Genomic DNA, 14,529 nt, shown 5'->3' on the forward strand with positions numbered 1-14,529 from the left:
TTCTGAACTTTCCGACATACGGTCATTCCGCTTGCCATCTTCCGACACGGCGCGTTTTTCAGTCGTGATTCAAGACAAGAAGTCCTGGGAAATTCCTACAATGCGTTCGCCTTTGTTCATGGCTCTACCTTTCGCCCTCGCCGCGTCTTTCGTCCAGGCGCAATCCTTACCAGAAGCCATGCAACAAGCGCTGGATGTCCATCCGGAGGTCCAGGCAGGCGTCAACAGCCGGTTGGCGGCTGATTATCAGTTGAAGGCTGCGAAAGGCGGATACTTGCCACGGGTCGACCTGCTGGGCGGTTATGGTCGTGAAGGCACCGATAGTGTGACGACGCGAGACGGCAGCAACAATCACTGGGAAACCCTGAACCGCAGTGAATCGAGCTTGCGACTGACCCAGATGGTTTTTGACGGTTTTGCGACGACCAGCGAAGTAGGGCGTCAACAAGCCACCGTCAACTCCCGTGCCTATTCGCTGCTGAGTACTTCCGAGCGTACCGGGCTGACCGTGGCCCAGGTCTATCTCGACGTGCTGACCCGGCGCGAATTCGTGCGCCTGGCCGAAGACAACCTCAAGAGCCACCAACGCATTTACGACCAGATCCAGCTGCGCACCCAGCGTGGCGTCGGCAGCGGCGCCGACCTCGATCAGGCCGAGGCGCGGATGGCCCAGGCGCGCAACAACCTGATCACCGAGCAGACCAACCTGGCTGATGCCGAGACCAACTACCTCTCCGCTGTCGGCCAGATGCCCGATCAACTGGAGCGCCCGGCGAGTTTCCTGGCGCTGATGCCGGCCAACCTGAATGAAGCCCGCGCGCAGATGCTGGAAAACAGCCCGATCCTGCGCTCGGCCGAATCCGACATCGCCGCTGCCGAAAAGCAGTACGACACGGCCAAGTCGACCTTCTACCCACGCTTCGATGCTGAGTTGGGCCGCACCGCAGACAACGATATCGATGGTCAGAATGGCCACAACAACGAATGGCAGGCCATGCTGCGCATGCGCTTCAACCTGTATGCCGGCGGCAGCAACAAGGCCGACCTGGAATCAAAGTCCTACCTGTCGAACCAGGCACTGGACATCCGCAACAACGCCCTGCGCCAGTTGAATGAAGAACTTGGCCTGGCCTGGAACGCCCTGAACAACGCCAATGCCCAGGTGCCGATCGCCCAGCAGTACGTTGATCACAGCACCGCCGTGCGTACCGCTTACCAGCGTCAGTTCAGCCTCGGCGAGCGCACTCTGCTCGATTTGCTCGATAGCGAGAACGAGTTGTTCACCTCTTCTCACCGTCTGGTGGAGATCAAGAACATTCAGTTATTTACTCAGTACCGAATCAAGGCGACCATGGGCGAGTTGCTCAAGAGCCAGGGAGTGGTCGCACCATTGGCATCCGTTGTGCAGAACGACGTGAAGCCGAAGGTCCAATTGCCCGGTATGAATTGAGCAGGACCTTCATTGTTCAATTGTTAGCCAAGAGTGCCGAGCGTGGAATCAGAAGTCAGTCGGGTTCAACTCATTCATGATCCGCGCGCGTTGCATGACGATCCGTTGCTGGATGGTCTGCTCGCTCTTTGCATGCTGCACCAGAAACCGGCCAGCGCGGCCATGCTCACCACCGGCTTGCCACTGCCCGAGCAGCGTTTGAGTGTCGAGCTGCTGCCACGCGCGGCGGCTCGCGCGGGGCTGCAGGGTCGGGTGCTGCAGCGCAAGCTGGATGACATTCCGGCGATTGCCATGCCGGCATTGTTGCTGCTCAAGGACGGTCGCAGTGCCGTCCTGCTTGGCTGGCAAGGCGAAGATCAGGCGCGGGTGCTGCTCAGCGAAAGTGATGGCGGTGAGTCCCTGGTCAGCCGCGAGCTGCTGGCCGACGATTACACCGGCAAAGTCTTTTTTGCCCAGCCGCAGCACAAATTCGACGTCAATCACGGCACACTGATTCCCCGTGCGCGCTCGTGGTTCCGCGACACCCTCAAGCGTTCGCGCTGGTTGTACGCCGACGCCATTGCCGCCAGTTTTCTGATCAACATCATTGCCATGGCCGCGCCGTTGTTCGTGATGAACGTCTACGACCGTGTCGTGCCGAACCAGGCCGAAGCGACGCTATGGGTGCTGGCCGTCGGCATCTCTGGCGCCTACCTCTTCGACCTGATCCTCAAAAGCCTGCGCAGCCTGTGCCTGGATCTGGCCGGCAAGAAAACCGACCTGATCATCTCGGCCACGCTGTTCGAGCGCATCGTCGGCATGACCATGAAATACCGGCCGGCACGGGTCGGCAGTTTTGCCCAGAACATCCATGAGTTTCAGAGTCTGCGCGATTTCCTCGCCTCGCTGACCCTCACCAGCCTGATCGACCTGCCGTTCACCCTTTTGATTTTCATGGTTATCGCGATCCTCGGCGGCCATCTCGTGTGGATACCGGTGCTGGCATTCCCGATCGCCCTGGCCATCGGCTATGCGTTGCAGAAACCCCTGGTAGCGACCATGGAGCGGACCATGGCGCTGGGGGCCGAGCGTCAGTCGAGCCTGATCGAAACCCTGGCCGGGCTGGATGCGGTAAAGGTCAACAACGCCGAAAGCGAACGCCAGTATCAGTGGGAACAGACCATCGGCACCCTCAGTCGCCTTGAATTGCGGGTGAAGATGCTGTCCGGCCTGGCGATGAACATCACCTTGCTGATCCAGCAACTGGCCGGGGTGATCATGATTGTCTTCGGTGTGTACCAGATCATCGACGGTCACCTGAGCATGGGCGGCCTGATTGCCTGCTACATGCTCAGTGGTCGTGCGCTCAGCCCGCTGGCGTCGCTCTCCGGGTTGCTGACGCGCTATCAGCAGGCGCGGGTGACCATGACGTCCGTCGATCAAATGATGGAACTGCCCCAGGAGCGCAATTTCGAAGAGCGCCCGCTCAGCCGCAAGATATTGCAGGGCGCCATTGAGTGCCGCCAGCTCAATTTCACCTACCCCCAACAGCAGAACCTGGCGCTGAAGAACATCAATCTGTCGATTCAGCCCGGTGAGAAAATCGGCATCATTGGCCGGAGCGGCTCGGGCAAGAGCTCGCTGGCGAAGCTGCTGGTGGGGCTCTATCAACCGGATGATGGCTCGTTGTTGGTCGATGGCGTGGACATCCGCCAGATCGACGTCAGCGAACTGCGCTACAACATCGGCTACGTGCCCCAGGACATTCAGTTGCTCGCCGGCACCTTGCGCGACAACCTGGTTTCCGGTGCGCGGTATGTCGAGGATGAACTGGTGCTGCAAGCGGCAGAGCTGGCCGGTGTCCACGAATATGCGCGCCTGCATCCGCAGGGTTATGAGCTGCAAGTGGGCGAACGCGGACAGAACCTCTCCGGCGGCCAGCGGCAGAACGTGGCCCTGGCCCGTGCGCTACTGCTCAATCCGCCGATCCTGCTGCTCGATGAACCGACCAGTGCCATGGATAACACCGGTGAAGAGCGCCTCAAGCAGCGCCTGGCAGCCGTGATCGAAAACAAGACCGTGGTGCTGGTGACACACCGGGCATCGCTGTTGTCGCTGGTGGATCGGCTGATCGTGATCGACCGCGGGCAGATACTCGCCGACGGCCCGAAAGCCGCGGTGATGGAAGCGTTGAAGAAGGGGCAGATCAGTGTTGCTTAAGTCGGGTAAGGGTTCGATCCTTCGCTACTTCAAGGGCTCTTCTTCGCTCCAGGGCCAGCCGCTGCCGGAGGTCAACAAGGCGTTGATCGAAGATGCGCCGCGTGTGGTGCGGCTGACGATCTGGGCGATCATCGCGTTCTTCGTCTTCCTGATGTTCTGGGCCAACTTCGCGGTCATCGACGAAGTGACCAAGGGCGATGGCAAGGCGATTCCATCGTCGAAGATCCAGAAAATCCAGAACCTTGAGGGCGGTATCGTTTCCGAGCTGTTCGTCAAGGAAGGCCAGATCGTCGACGCCGGTGCGCCGCTGCTTCGCCTGGACGACACGCGATTTGCCTCGAACGTCGGAGAAACCGAGGCCGATCGGTTGTCGATGGTGCTGCGGGTCGAGCGCTTGAGTGCCGAGGTCGAGGATCGTCCGCTGAACTTCCCCGAGGATGTTCTCAAGGCTGTGCCAGGTCAGGCCAAGAGCGAAGAGTCGCTCTATATCAGCCGCCGCCAGCAGTTGCATGACGAGATTGGCGGCCTGCAGGAGCAATTGATCCAGCGCCAGCAAGAGCTGCGCGAGTTCACCTCCAAACAGGCGCAGTACCGCCAGCAATTGGGCTTCCAGCGTCAGGAAATCAGCATGTCCGAGCCATTGGTGGCCCAGGGCGCGGTATCGCCGGTGGAAGTCCTGCGCCTCAGGCGTGCCGAAGCGGAGACCCGTGGCCAGCTCGACGCCACCACCCTGGCTATTCCGCGAGCCGAGTCGGCGATCAAGGAAGTGCAGCGCAAAATTGACGAAACCCGCGGCAAGTTCCGTAGCGAGGCCCTGACCCAACTCAATGAAGCACGCACCGATCTGAACAAGGCCCAAGCCACCGGCAAGGCCCTGGAAGACCGGGTCAGCCGGACGCTGGTCACCTCGCCAGTGCGGGGTATCGTCAACAAGCTGCTGGTCAATACCATTGGCGGGGTTATCCAGCCAGGTAGCGACCTGGTGGAAATCGTGCCGCTGGACGACACCTTGCTGGTCGAGGCGAAGATCCGCCCGCAGGACATCGCGTTCCTGCATCCGGGGCAGGAAGCGACGGTGAAATTCACCGCCTATGACTACACCATCTACGGTGGGATGAAGGCCAAGCTGGAACAGATCGGTGCCGACACCATTACCGACGAAGACAAGAAAACCACCTACTACATCATCAAGCTGCGCACCGACCGCAGCCACTTGGGCACCGACGAAAAACCCTTGTTGATCATTCCGGGGATGGTCGCTTCCGTGGACATCATCACCGGCAAGAAGACCGTCCTCAGCTACCTGCTCAAGCCGATCATCCGCGCGCGGGCCGAGGCGCTGCACGAGCGCTAGATCTTTAGTGGATTCACTGGCCCCATCGCGGGCAAGCCCGGCTCCCACAAGGTTCTTTGTTGAAACACGATCATGTGTTTGACACAAAAACCTGTGGGAGCCGGGCTTGCCCGCGATGGCGTCAGTCAAAGCACCACAACCCTGTCAGTAAGTGACAAAAAACGTCACTCCACAATCCACGCAGTCCCTGTTCAATCGCCATATCGTTATTCGTTAACGGTATTTAAATTTCAATTCTTATACCTATAAAGTCAATCCCCTGCGTACCTGCCGACCAATCGGCGCGCCGCACGACACGAACCAACACGGGACCTCCGTGAGTTTCTGATCGACGCGCGCGCCCTTGAGCGTGCCGTGCGTGGGAGTGATTTATGTCTGCAGCTTCAGCTTCGCCAAGCATCGCGCCACAATTCTTTGAAATCCGCCCGTTCAGCGGAGCGGTGGGCGCCGAAATCCTCGGCCTCGATTTGTCCCGCCCGATCAATGATCAGGACTTCGCCCGCATTCACCGCGCGCATCTGGACCATCATGTGGTGGTGTTCCGCGACCAGCGCATCACCCCGCAACAGCACATCGACTTCAGCCGTCGTTTTGGCCTGTTGCAGATTCACGTGCTCAAGCAGTTCCTGCTGGCAGGGCATCCGGAAATCCTCATCGTTTCCAACATCGTCGAAAATGGCCAGAACATCGGCCTGGGCGACGCCGGCAAGTTCTGGCATTCCGACCTCTCCTACAAACAACTGCCGAGCCTGGGCTCGATGCTGCATGCCCAGGAGCTGCCCTCGGAGGGCGGCGACACCTTGTTCGCCGACATGAACAAGGCCTGGGACAACCTGCCCGAGGCGCTGCGCAAAGCGGTGCAAGGCCGCTCGGCCGCACACTCCTACACGGCGCGTTACAGCGAAACCAAATTCGAAGGCAACTGGCGCCCGACCCTGACCCCGGAGCAACTGGCCCAGGTCGCCGAAGTCGTCCACCCGGTCGTGCGGACACACCCGGAAAACGGCCGCAAGGCCTTGTTCGTCAGCGAGGGGTTCACCACCCGCATCGTTGGCCTGCCGGAGGACGAGAGCCAGCAACTGTTGGCCGAGCTCTACGCCCACAGCGTGTTGCCGCAAAACATCTACCGCCATCAATGGCAGCCCCATGACCTGGTGTTCTGGGACAACCGTTCGCTGATCCACCTCGCCGCCGGCTGCCCCAGCCATCTGCGCCGCAAGCTGTATCGCACCACCATCCAGGGCGACGCGCCTTTCTGAATTGCCGGAGATTTGATCATGTCCAAACGTCTGCCCTTTGCACCCCTGGCCGCCGCCATCGGCCTGGGTTTCAGCCTGATCGCCGGCAGCCTGGTGGCGCCGACCGTGGCTCACGCCGAAGGTGAAATCCGCATCGCCGAACAGTTCGGCATCGTCTACCTGCTGCTCAACGTGGTGCGCGATCAAAACCTGATCGAGAAGTACGGCAAGCAGGAAGGTATCGACATCAAGGTCGACTGGACCCAGCTCTCGGGCGGCGCGGCGGTCAACGATGCGTTGCTGTCCGGCTCGATCGACATTGCCGGTGCCGGTGTCGGCCCGCTGTTGACCATCTGGGACCGCACCCATGGCAAGCAGAACGTCAAGGCCGTGGCTTCCCTCGGTAACTTTCCGTATTACCTGGTGAGCAACAATCCCAAGGTCAAAACCATCGCCGACTTCACCGAGAAGGACCGTATCGCGGTGCCGGCGGTGGGCGTGTCGGTGCAGTCGCGCTTCCTCCAATACGCGGCCGCCAGGCAGTGGGGCGACAAGGAATTCAACCGCCTCGACAAGTACACCATCGCTGTTCCGCACCCCGACGCGACTGCGGCGCTGGTAGCCGGTGGCACCGAGTTGACCGGGCACTTTTCCAACCCGCCATTCCAGGATCAGGCGCTGGAAAATCCCAATGTACACGTGGTGTTGAACACCTATGACCTGCTCGGCCCGAACTCGCCGACCGTGCTGTTCGCTACCGAGAAATTCCGCAACGAGAACCCGAAAACCTATAAAGCCTTCATCGAAGCGCTGACCGAAGCCGCACAGTTTGCGCAGAACGATAAAGGTGCAGCGGCGGACACCTACATCCGCGTGACCAAGGCCAAAATCGACCGCGCCGCGTTGCTGAAAATCATCGATAACCCGCAGTTCGAGTTCAGCGTCACGCCGAAAAACACTTACCCGTTGGCCGAGTTCCTCTACCGCGTCGGCGCGATCAAAAACAAACCGGACTCGTGGAAGGATTATTTCTTCCAGGACGCCAAGCCACTGCAAGGGAGCTGACCGAAATGAACGCCCCTTTGCAAGACCACACGGTCAGCAAACCGATCGCGGCAGCCCAGGCGCTGCTGTCGGTCGATAACGTCAGCCTCGAGTACCGTACGCCGCAGCGGGTGGTGCGGGCGACCCATCAAGTCAGCTTCGAGATCGATCCGGCGGACCGATTTGTCCTGCTCGGGCCGTCCGGTTGCGGCAAGTCGACCTTGCTCAAAGCCGCTGCCGGCTTCATCCAGCCCGTGGAAGGCGAGATCCGTCTGCAAGGCCAGCGCGTCGATGCGCCGGGGCCGGACCGGATCGTGGTGTTCCAGGAGTTCGATCAACTGCCACCGTGGAAAACCGTCAAACAGAACGTGATGTTTCCGCTGCTGGCCTCGAAAACCCTCAGGCGCAAAGAGGCTGAAGAGCGGGCGTTGCACTACCTGGAGAAGGTTGGTCTGGCGGCGTTTGCCGATGCCTATCCGCACACCTTGTCCGGTGGCATGAAGGCTCGGGTTGCCATCGCTCGGGCGCTGGCGATGCAGCCGAAAATCCTCCTGATGGACGAGCCCTTCGCCGCCCTCGATGCGCTGACCAGACGCAAGATGCAGGAAGAGCTGCTGCTGCTCTGGGAAGAGGTGCGCTTCACGCTACTGTTCGTCACGCACTCCATCGAAGAGGCGCTGGTGGTGGGTAACCGCATTCTGTTGCTGTCACCGCATCCGGGGCGGGTGCGGGCGGAAGTGCACAGCCACCAATACGATTTGCACAGCCTCGGCGGTGTGGCATTTCAGGAATCGGCGCGGCGCATTCACCGGCTGTTGTTCGACGAAGGTCAATCACCGCAAGCCGAGCACGAGCTGGATTTCGCTGACATCCGCATCGCTTATTGAGCCAGTTGAGAGGAGGGCCCGATGAGCCATTTATCATCCCCGCGTGAAGCGTTCGAAACGGTTTTGCAGCCACTGACCAGCGTGCCGCTGGAGCGTGAACTACCCCTTGGACAACGCCTGTGGCAACAGGGCTGGTTGCGTAAAAGCCTGATCCTGGTGTTGCTCGCCGTGCTCTGGGAAGCCGTTGCGCGCTATCAGAACAACGATCTGCTGCTGCCAAGCTTCTTGCAGACCGCTCACGCGCTGTACGACGGCCTGCTCAGTGGCGAGTTGCTGGGCAAGGTGTGGATCTCTTTGGTGGTGTTGCTCAAGGGTTACCTGATCGGCATCGTCCTGGCGTTTGGCCTGACGACGCTGGCGGTGTCGACGCAATTCGGTCGCGACTTGCTCAGTACCCTGACTTCGATGTTCAACCCGTTGCCCGCTATCGCTCTATTGCCGCTGGCGCTGTTGTGGTTCGGCCTGGGGCAGAACAGCCTGATTTTCGTGCTGGTGCACTCGGTGCTTTGGGCCTTGGCGCTGAACACCTACGCCGGGTTTCTCGGCGTCTCGGAAACACTGCGCATGGCCGGGCGCAACTATGGCCTCAAGGGCATGCGTTTTGTGCTGTTCATCCTGATCCCGGCGGCGCTGTCGTCGATCCTCGCCGGGTTGAAAATCGGCTGGGCTTTTGCCTGGCGGACATTGATTGCTGCCGAGTTGGTGTTTGGTGCGACCAGCGGCAAGGGTGGGTTGGGGTGGTACATCTTTCAGAATCGCAATGAGCTATATACCGACAAGGTGTTTGCCGGCCTGGCGGTGGTGATTCTGATTGGGTTGCTGGTGGAGAACCTGGTGTTTGATTCGTTGGAGCGGGTGACGGTCAAGCGCTGGGGGATGCAGCGCTGATCGCAAATCCAGAGGTCGCATTCCTCTGTAGGCGCTGCCGAAGGCTGCGATCTTTTGATCTGCTAGCATTGCACCTGGATCAATCCTGATCGGCCATGAGTGCCCTGCATGCAACTCCCGGACATGAACCTGTTGGTCGCCCTCGACGCCTTGCTCGACGAGGGCAGTGTGGTGGGCGCGGCGCGGCGGATGAACCTGAGCCCGGCGGCCATGAGCCGGACGTTGACGCGCATCCGCGAAGCCATTGGCGACCCGATCCTGGTGCGCGCCGGCCGTGGCCTGGTGCCGACCCCCAAGGCGCTGGAATTGCGCGAGCAAGTGCGCAGCGTGGTGGAGCAGGCCGGGTTGCTGTTTCGGTCGGCCGATGCGGTGGAACTGAGTTCACTGCGGCGGCGGTTCAGTATTCGGGCCAACGACTTCTTTGTCGGTGTTTACGGCGGCAGGTTGTTCGACACCCTCGACCGGCAAGCGCCGCACTGCGAATTGCGGTTCGTCCCGGAAGGCGATGGCGATGATGAGGCATTGCGCGAAGGGCGGATCGATCTGAGCGTCAGCAACACGCGGCCGTTAACCCCGGAAGTGAAGGTTCAGAACCTGTTTTCCACCCACTTCGTCGGCCTGGTGCGCGAGGATCATCCGCTGCTGGACGAAGAGATCACGGCTGAGCGCTATGCCGGTTATTCCCATATCAGCATGTCCCGGCGCGGCATTGCCCGGGGGCCGATCGATACCGCGCTCAATGCCCTGGGCCTGGAGCGGCGGGTGGCGGTGATTGCGCCAAGCTTTCATGCGGCGATGTTTGCCTTGCCCGATTCCGACCTGATCCTGCCGGTGCCCAAGGAAGCCTTGTTGAGTGTGCGGCGGTTGGGGTTGAAATTGCGCTCGTTCAACCTGCCGGTTCCTTTGCCGACCCTGATGCTGACTCAGGCCTGGCACCCGCGCTTCGACAAGGACCCGGCGCACCGCTGGCTGCGTGAAACCCTGAAAACCTGCTGCGATGAAACGTGGCTGGCTGCGCAGCCGGACTGAGGCCGAGCGCATAACCCTGTGGGAGCGAGCCTGCTCGCGAAGGCGTTGGGTCAGTCAGTATCAACGTTGAATGATAAACCGCATTCGCGAGCAGGCTCGCTCCCACAGAGGTCCTTCATCATTGCGTCTGGCGCACTTATAACCTGCCAATAAGTTGATTTTCGTCAGGCATCTCGCTTTTTAGAATGCTTCGGTCTTTCCACGCCGGAGCTTGCAGTACATGACTTCCCTTAAGGTCACGGCACCTGTCGCTGCGGCCAGCACGGCAGCCGCACCGCCGGTCTTCGGCCCACGGATCATCATCGGCCTGGTGGGCGTGCTGCTGGCGGTGCTGGTGTCGGGCCTGAACGAGATGGTGACCAAGGTCGCGCTCGCCGACATCCGCGGCGCATTGGCCATCGGCTACGACGAAGGCACCTGGCTGGTCGCCTGTTATACCGCGACGTCGGTGGCGGCCATGGCGTTTGCGCCGTGGTGTGCTGTGACGTTCTCGTTGCGGCGTTTCACCTTGTGCGCCATCAGTCTGTTCACCCTGTTGGGTGTGTTGTGCCCCTTCGCCCCTAACTACGAAAGCCTGCTGTTGCTACGCACCTTGCAAGGCCTGGCGGGCGGCGCACTGCCTCCCATGTTGATGACCGTGGCCCTGCGGTTTCTGCCCGCCAACGTGAAGTTGTATGGCCTGGCCGGTTATGCCCTGACGGCGACGTTCGGCCCGGGCCTGGGTACGCCATTGGCCGGGCTGTGGACCGAATACGTCGGCTGGCAATGGACCTTCTGGCAAATCATCGCGCCGTGCCTGATTGCCATGGCAGCGGTAGCGTATGGCCTGCCCCAGGACCCGCTGCGCCTGGAGCGCTTCAAATCCTTCAACTGGCGTGGATTGCTGCTGGGCTTTCCCGCCATCTGCATGCTGGTGATCGGCATCTTGCAGGGCAATCGCCTGGACTGGTTCGAGTCGAACCTGATCTGCGGATTGCTCGGTGGCGGGCTGTTGCTGCTGGTGCTGTTTTTGGGCGGCGAGTGGTCGCAGCCGATACCGTTTTTCAATATGCAGATGCTCGGCATCCGTAACCTGTCCTTTGCCCTGTTGACCCTGGCGGGCGTGCTGGTGGTGTTGCAGGCGGTGATCATCATTCCGTCCAGCTACCTGGCGCAGGTCCAGGGTTACCGCCCGGTGCAGACCGCACCGATCATGCTGCTGGCGGCACTGCCGCAATTGATCGCCCTGCCGTTGGTGGCGGCGCTGTGCAACTTTCGCTGGGTCGATTGCCGCTGGGTCTTGGGCATTGGCCTGAGCATGCTGGCGTTGTCGTGCGTCGGCGGCTCGCAACTGACGTCCGCGTGGATTCGCGACGATTTCTATGTGCTGCAATGGCTGCAGATTTTCGGTCAGCCCATGGCGGTGTTGCCGCTGCTGATGTTGTCCACCGGCAGTATCAACCCGATGCAAGGGCCGTTCGCATCGGCCTGGTTCAACACCGTCAAAGGCCTGTCGGCGGTCATCGCCACCGGGGTGATCGAAGCGCTGACCACGGCCCGCCTGCATTTTCACTCGACCATGCTGGTCGATCGCCTCGGCAACTCGCCGCTGGCCGAGCGCGACAGCGTAAGTCTCGCTCATCGCTTGCATGAGCAAGCGCTGGTGCTCACGTCCTCTGATCTTTACCTGTGCATGGCCGGTATCGCCATGACCTTGATCCTGCTGATTTTCTGGCTGCCGACGCGGATCTATCCGCCGCGCACACCGACCTGAATGCTCCACTGAAACAGAAGGTTTTTATGAACACCCAAGCAAAGCAGAAAGTCGCGGTGGCCGTGGCCGTCGCATTGGCCGTCGGTGGGGCGCTGTACCTGGCAATGCCCGGCCTGTTCGGCAAGCGTACCCTGCAGAACACCAACGATGCATACGTCTCGGCGGATTTCACCCTGGTCGTGCCGCGGGTCGCCGGGTTTATCAAGGAAGTGCTGGTCGAGGACAACCAGCAGGTCAAGGCGGGGCAATTGCTGGCGCTGATCGATGACCGGGATTTGCGCGCCGCCGCCCAGGCCGCCGACGCCGAAACGCTGGTGGCCAGGGCGCAACTGCAAAACGCCCGGGCGACTCTGGAGCGCCAGGCATCGGTGATTGCCCAGGCGCAATCTTCGGTGGTTTCGGCCAAGGCGGAAATGGCCTTTGCCGAGCATGAATTGAACCGCTACAAGCACCTCGCCGGGGTGGGCGCCGGCACGGTGCAAAATGCGCAACAGGCGCAAACGCGCATCGACCAGGCTGGCGCACGTCTGGCTAACGCCACGGCAGTGCTGGCGGCGGAGCGCAAGCAGGTGGAGATCCTGACGGCCCAGCGCGATGCGGCGGAAGGCGGTCTGAAGCGGGCGCAAGCGAAGCTGGAAATGGCCAGCTACGAGTTGTCCTATACGCGGATTGTGGCGCCACAGGACGGGATGGTCGGCGAACGCGCGGTGCGGGTCGGCGCCTACGTGACGCCGGGCAGCAAGATCCTCGCCGTGGTGCCGCTGGCGCAGGCTTATGTGATGGCCAATTTCCAGGAAACGCAACTGACGGATGTGCAGCCGGGGCAGGCGGTGCAAGTGCGTGTCGACAGCCTGGGCGGTGCGGCACTCAACGGTCGTGTCGAAAGCATCGCACCGGCCACCGGGGTGACGTTCGCTGCGATCAAACCGGACAACGCCACCGGCAACTTCACCAAGGTGGTGCAGCGGATACCGGTGAAGATCGTGCTGGAGCCTGGGCAGTCGCTGGCCGAGCGCTTGCGGGTGGGGATGTCGGTGGAGGCGAGTATTGATACAGCCACCGCCAAGGCGGAAGAGGTTGTTCAGCGATGAAGATTTTCGCTGATTTCGCTGACGCCTTCGCGAGCAAGCCCGCTCCCACAGGGGAATGCGGTCAACTGTGGGAGCGGGCTTGCCCGCGAAGAGGCCTTTGGCGGCCACTCACTTTCAGTGCCTTGCTCGTCATGAGCCTCAGCGCCTGCACCGTCGGCCCCGATTTCAAAAAGCCCGAAGCCACACAAATCACCGAATGGGCAAAACCATCAAAGGCAGCCACCAGCCAGGCCATCGCCGAAACAATGGCCGAGCGCTGGTGGGAGGTGTTCCATGACCCGCAACTCTCGGCCTTGAGCCAGCGCGCCCTGACCGACAACCTCGACCTGAAGCTGGCCGGCAGCCGTTTGCAGCAAAGTCGTGCGGTGCGCCAGGTCATCACTGCCAACCGCTACCCCAACACGGCCACCAGTGGCAGTTACGGGCGCAATCGCAACAGTGGTGAAGGTCTGAGCGATCCGTCGGGTCACAACGGCCAATCCGCCTTCAGCCTGTGGAATGCCGGTTTTTCCGCTTCCTGGGAGCTGGACTTCTGGGGCCGCGTGCGTCGGGAAACCGAAGCGGCCGACGCCACTTTTGAGGTCGCCGAGAACGACCGGCGCGGTGTGCTGTTGTCGGTGCTGGCCGAAACCGCCCAGGACTACATTCAACTGCGAGGTGTGCAGAACACCCGGCTCGTCACCGAACAGAACCTCGACGTCGCCCGCCATAGCCTGAAGCTTTCGCAGCTGCGCCTGGCCGACGGCGTCGCGACGGATCTGGATGTCGCCGAAGCCGCCGCACAGGTGGCTGCCATCGAATCGCGTCTGCCCGCGCTGGAGCAGCGCCAGTGGCAACTGATCAATGCCTTGAGCCTGTTGATGGGCGAAGCGCCCCAGGCATTGGCGGCGCAGTTATCCACAGACGCGCCGGTGCCACAAACGCCACGCCAGGTCGCCATTGGCTTGCCCTCGCAACTGGCTGAACGTCGACCGGACATTCGCCAGGCCCAAGCGCGACTGCATGCCGCCACGGCCAGCATTGGCGTGGCCAAGGGGGATTTCTATCCGCGAATCACCCTGTCGGGGAACATCGGCTCCCAGGCCATGCAACTGAGCGATTTTGGCTCCTGGGGTTCGCGTTCGTTCGGGATCGGCCCGCAGTTCAGCTTGCCGCTGTTCGACGGTGGCCGTTTGCGTGGCGTGCTCCAATTGCGTGAAGCACAACAACAGGAAGCGGCCATTGCCTATCAGCAAACCGTGTTGCGCGCCTGGCATGAAATCGATGACCAACTGACCGCCTACAACGCCAGCCAATTACGCCGCGACAGCCTGGCCGAAGCCGTGCGTCAGAACCGCATTGCGCTGGACACCGCGCAACAGCAGTACGTTGAGGGCGTGGTGGATTTCGTTACCGTACTCACCGTGCAAGGGGCGCTGCTGGCCACGCAGGAGCAGTGGGTCGAGAGTTCGACCGGCGTGTCGCTGGCGGCCGTCGGGTTGTACAAGGCGTTGGGTGGGGGTTGGGAGTCGGTGTATCCGTTAGCCGAGACGGTGCGGCGTTAATACACAGGCAATGATGGCCATCTGCTTGACGCTAGTCACCGCTGTCGTAGAC

The 14,529-nt window shown here is 61.3% G+C and carries 11 protein-coding genes; all 11 read left to right on the forward strand.

Going from position 1 to position 14,529, the window contains the following annotated elements; all coding sequences use genetic code 11:
* Positions 1-100: 100 nt before the first annotated feature.
* The 11 genes from ACXX83_RS25315 to ACXX83_RS25365 all read left to right on the forward strand — a co-directional run bounded on the left by ACXX83_RS25315 (position 101) and on the right by ACXX83_RS25365 (position 14,477).
* Positions 101-1,450: a TolC family outer membrane protein gene (locus tag ACXX83_RS25315; protein WP_217836816.1), complete on the forward strand. Its 1,350-nt coding sequence runs from the start codon at positions 101-103 to the stop codon at positions 1,448-1,450.
* A 42-nt stretch (positions 1,451-1,492) separates the two neighbouring features.
* Positions 1,493-3,649 carry a type I secretion system permease/ATPase gene (locus ACXX83_RS25320; protein ID WP_458549910.1) on the forward strand — a complete coding sequence of 719 codons (2,157 nt, stop codon included), beginning with the start codon at positions 1,493-1,495 and terminating at the stop codon, positions 3,647-3,649.
* Positions 3,639-5,003 carry an HlyD family type I secretion periplasmic adaptor subunit gene (locus ACXX83_RS25325; RefSeq protein ID WP_217836818.1) on the forward strand — a complete coding sequence of 455 codons (1,365 nt, stop codon included), beginning with the start codon at positions 3,639-3,641 and terminating at the stop codon, positions 5,001-5,003. Before ACXX83_RS25320 ends, ACXX83_RS25325 begins: the two co-directional genes overlap by 11 nt.
* A gap of 371 nt (positions 5,004-5,374) precedes the next feature.
* The gene (locus ACXX83_RS25330; protein ID WP_458549912.1) at positions 5,375-6,262 is read left to right on the forward strand and encodes a TauD/TfdA dioxygenase family protein; all 888 of its coding nucleotides are present in this window, start codon (positions 5,375-5,377) and stop codon (positions 6,260-6,262) included.
* Positions 6,263-6,280: 18 nt separating this feature from the next.
* Positions 6,281-7,306 (forward strand): ABC transporter substrate-binding protein, encoded by a 1,026-nt coding sequence (locus tag ACXX83_RS25335; protein WP_015092949.1) that lies wholly within the window; start codon positions 6,281-6,283, stop codon positions 7,304-7,306.
* A 5-nt stretch (positions 7,307-7,311) separates the two neighbouring features.
* The gene (locus ACXX83_RS25340; protein ID WP_458549914.1) at positions 7,312-8,172 is read left to right on the forward strand and encodes an ABC transporter ATP-binding protein; all 861 of its coding nucleotides are present in this window, start codon (positions 7,312-7,314) and stop codon (positions 8,170-8,172) included.
* A gap of 21 nt (positions 8,173-8,193) precedes the next feature.
* Positions 8,194-9,060, forward strand: coding sequence for an ABC transporter permease (locus ACXX83_RS25345; RefSeq protein ID WP_458549916.1), 867 nt, complete (start codon positions 8,194-8,196; stop codon positions 9,058-9,060).
* 108 nt (positions 9,061-9,168) lie between these two features.
* Positions 9,169-10,089 (forward strand): LysR family transcriptional regulator, encoded by a 921-nt coding sequence (locus tag ACXX83_RS25350; RefSeq protein WP_458549918.1) that lies wholly within the window; start codon positions 9,169-9,171, stop codon positions 10,087-10,089.
* 220 nt (positions 10,090-10,309) lie between these two features.
* Positions 10,310-11,842 carry an MFS transporter gene (locus ACXX83_RS25355; RefSeq protein ID WP_458549920.1) on the forward strand — a complete coding sequence of 511 codons (1,533 nt, stop codon included), beginning with the start codon at positions 10,310-10,312 and terminating at the stop codon, positions 11,840-11,842.
* A gap of 26 nt (positions 11,843-11,868) precedes the next feature.
* Positions 11,869-12,933, forward strand: coding sequence for an HlyD family secretion protein (locus ACXX83_RS25360; protein WP_458549922.1), 1,065 nt, complete (start codon positions 11,869-11,871; stop codon positions 12,931-12,933).
* Positions 12,930-14,477 (forward strand): efflux transporter outer membrane subunit, encoded by a 1,548-nt coding sequence (locus ACXX83_RS25365; RefSeq protein WP_458549924.1) that lies wholly within the window; start codon positions 12,930-12,932, stop codon positions 14,475-14,477. The genes ACXX83_RS25360 and ACXX83_RS25365 overlap by 4 nt, the downstream gene beginning before the upstream one ends.
* The last annotated feature ends 52 nt before the right edge of the window (positions 14,478-14,529 follow it).

The organism is Pseudomonas sp. GNP012, from assembly GCF_054343835.1.

Coding starts and splice junctions, on each gene's coding strand:
- ACXX83_RS25350 (WP_458549918.1), top strand. CDS start 9,169: ATGCAACTCCCGGACATGAACCTGTTGGTCGCCCTCGACGCCTTGCTC.
- ACXX83_RS25355 (WP_458549920.1), top strand. CDS start 10,310: ATGACTTCCCTTAAGGTCACGGCACCTGTCGCTGCGGCCAGCACGGCA.
- ACXX83_RS25335 (WP_015092949.1), top strand. CDS start 6,281: ATGTCCAAACGTCTGCCCTTTGCACCCCTGGCCGCCGCCATCGGCCTG.
- ACXX83_RS25360 (WP_458549922.1), top strand. CDS start 11,869: ATGAACACCCAAGCAAAGCAGAAAGTCGCGGTGGCCGTGGCCGTCGCA.
- ACXX83_RS25345 (WP_458549916.1), top strand. CDS start 8,194: ATGAGCCATTTATCATCCCCGCGTGAAGCGTTCGAAACGGTTTTGCAG.
- ACXX83_RS25365 (WP_458549924.1), top strand. CDS start 12,930: ATGAAGATTTTCGCTGATTTCGCTGACGCCTTCGCGAGCAAGCCCGCT.
- ACXX83_RS25315 (WP_217836816.1), top strand. CDS start 101: ATGCGTTCGCCTTTGTTCATGGCTCTACCTTTCGCCCTCGCCGCGTCT.
- ACXX83_RS25330 (WP_458549912.1), top strand. CDS start 5,375: ATGTCTGCAGCTTCAGCTTCGCCAAGCATCGCGCCACAATTCTTTGAA.
- ACXX83_RS25340 (WP_458549914.1), top strand. CDS start 7,312: ATGAACGCCCCTTTGCAAGACCACACGGTCAGCAAACCGATCGCGGCA.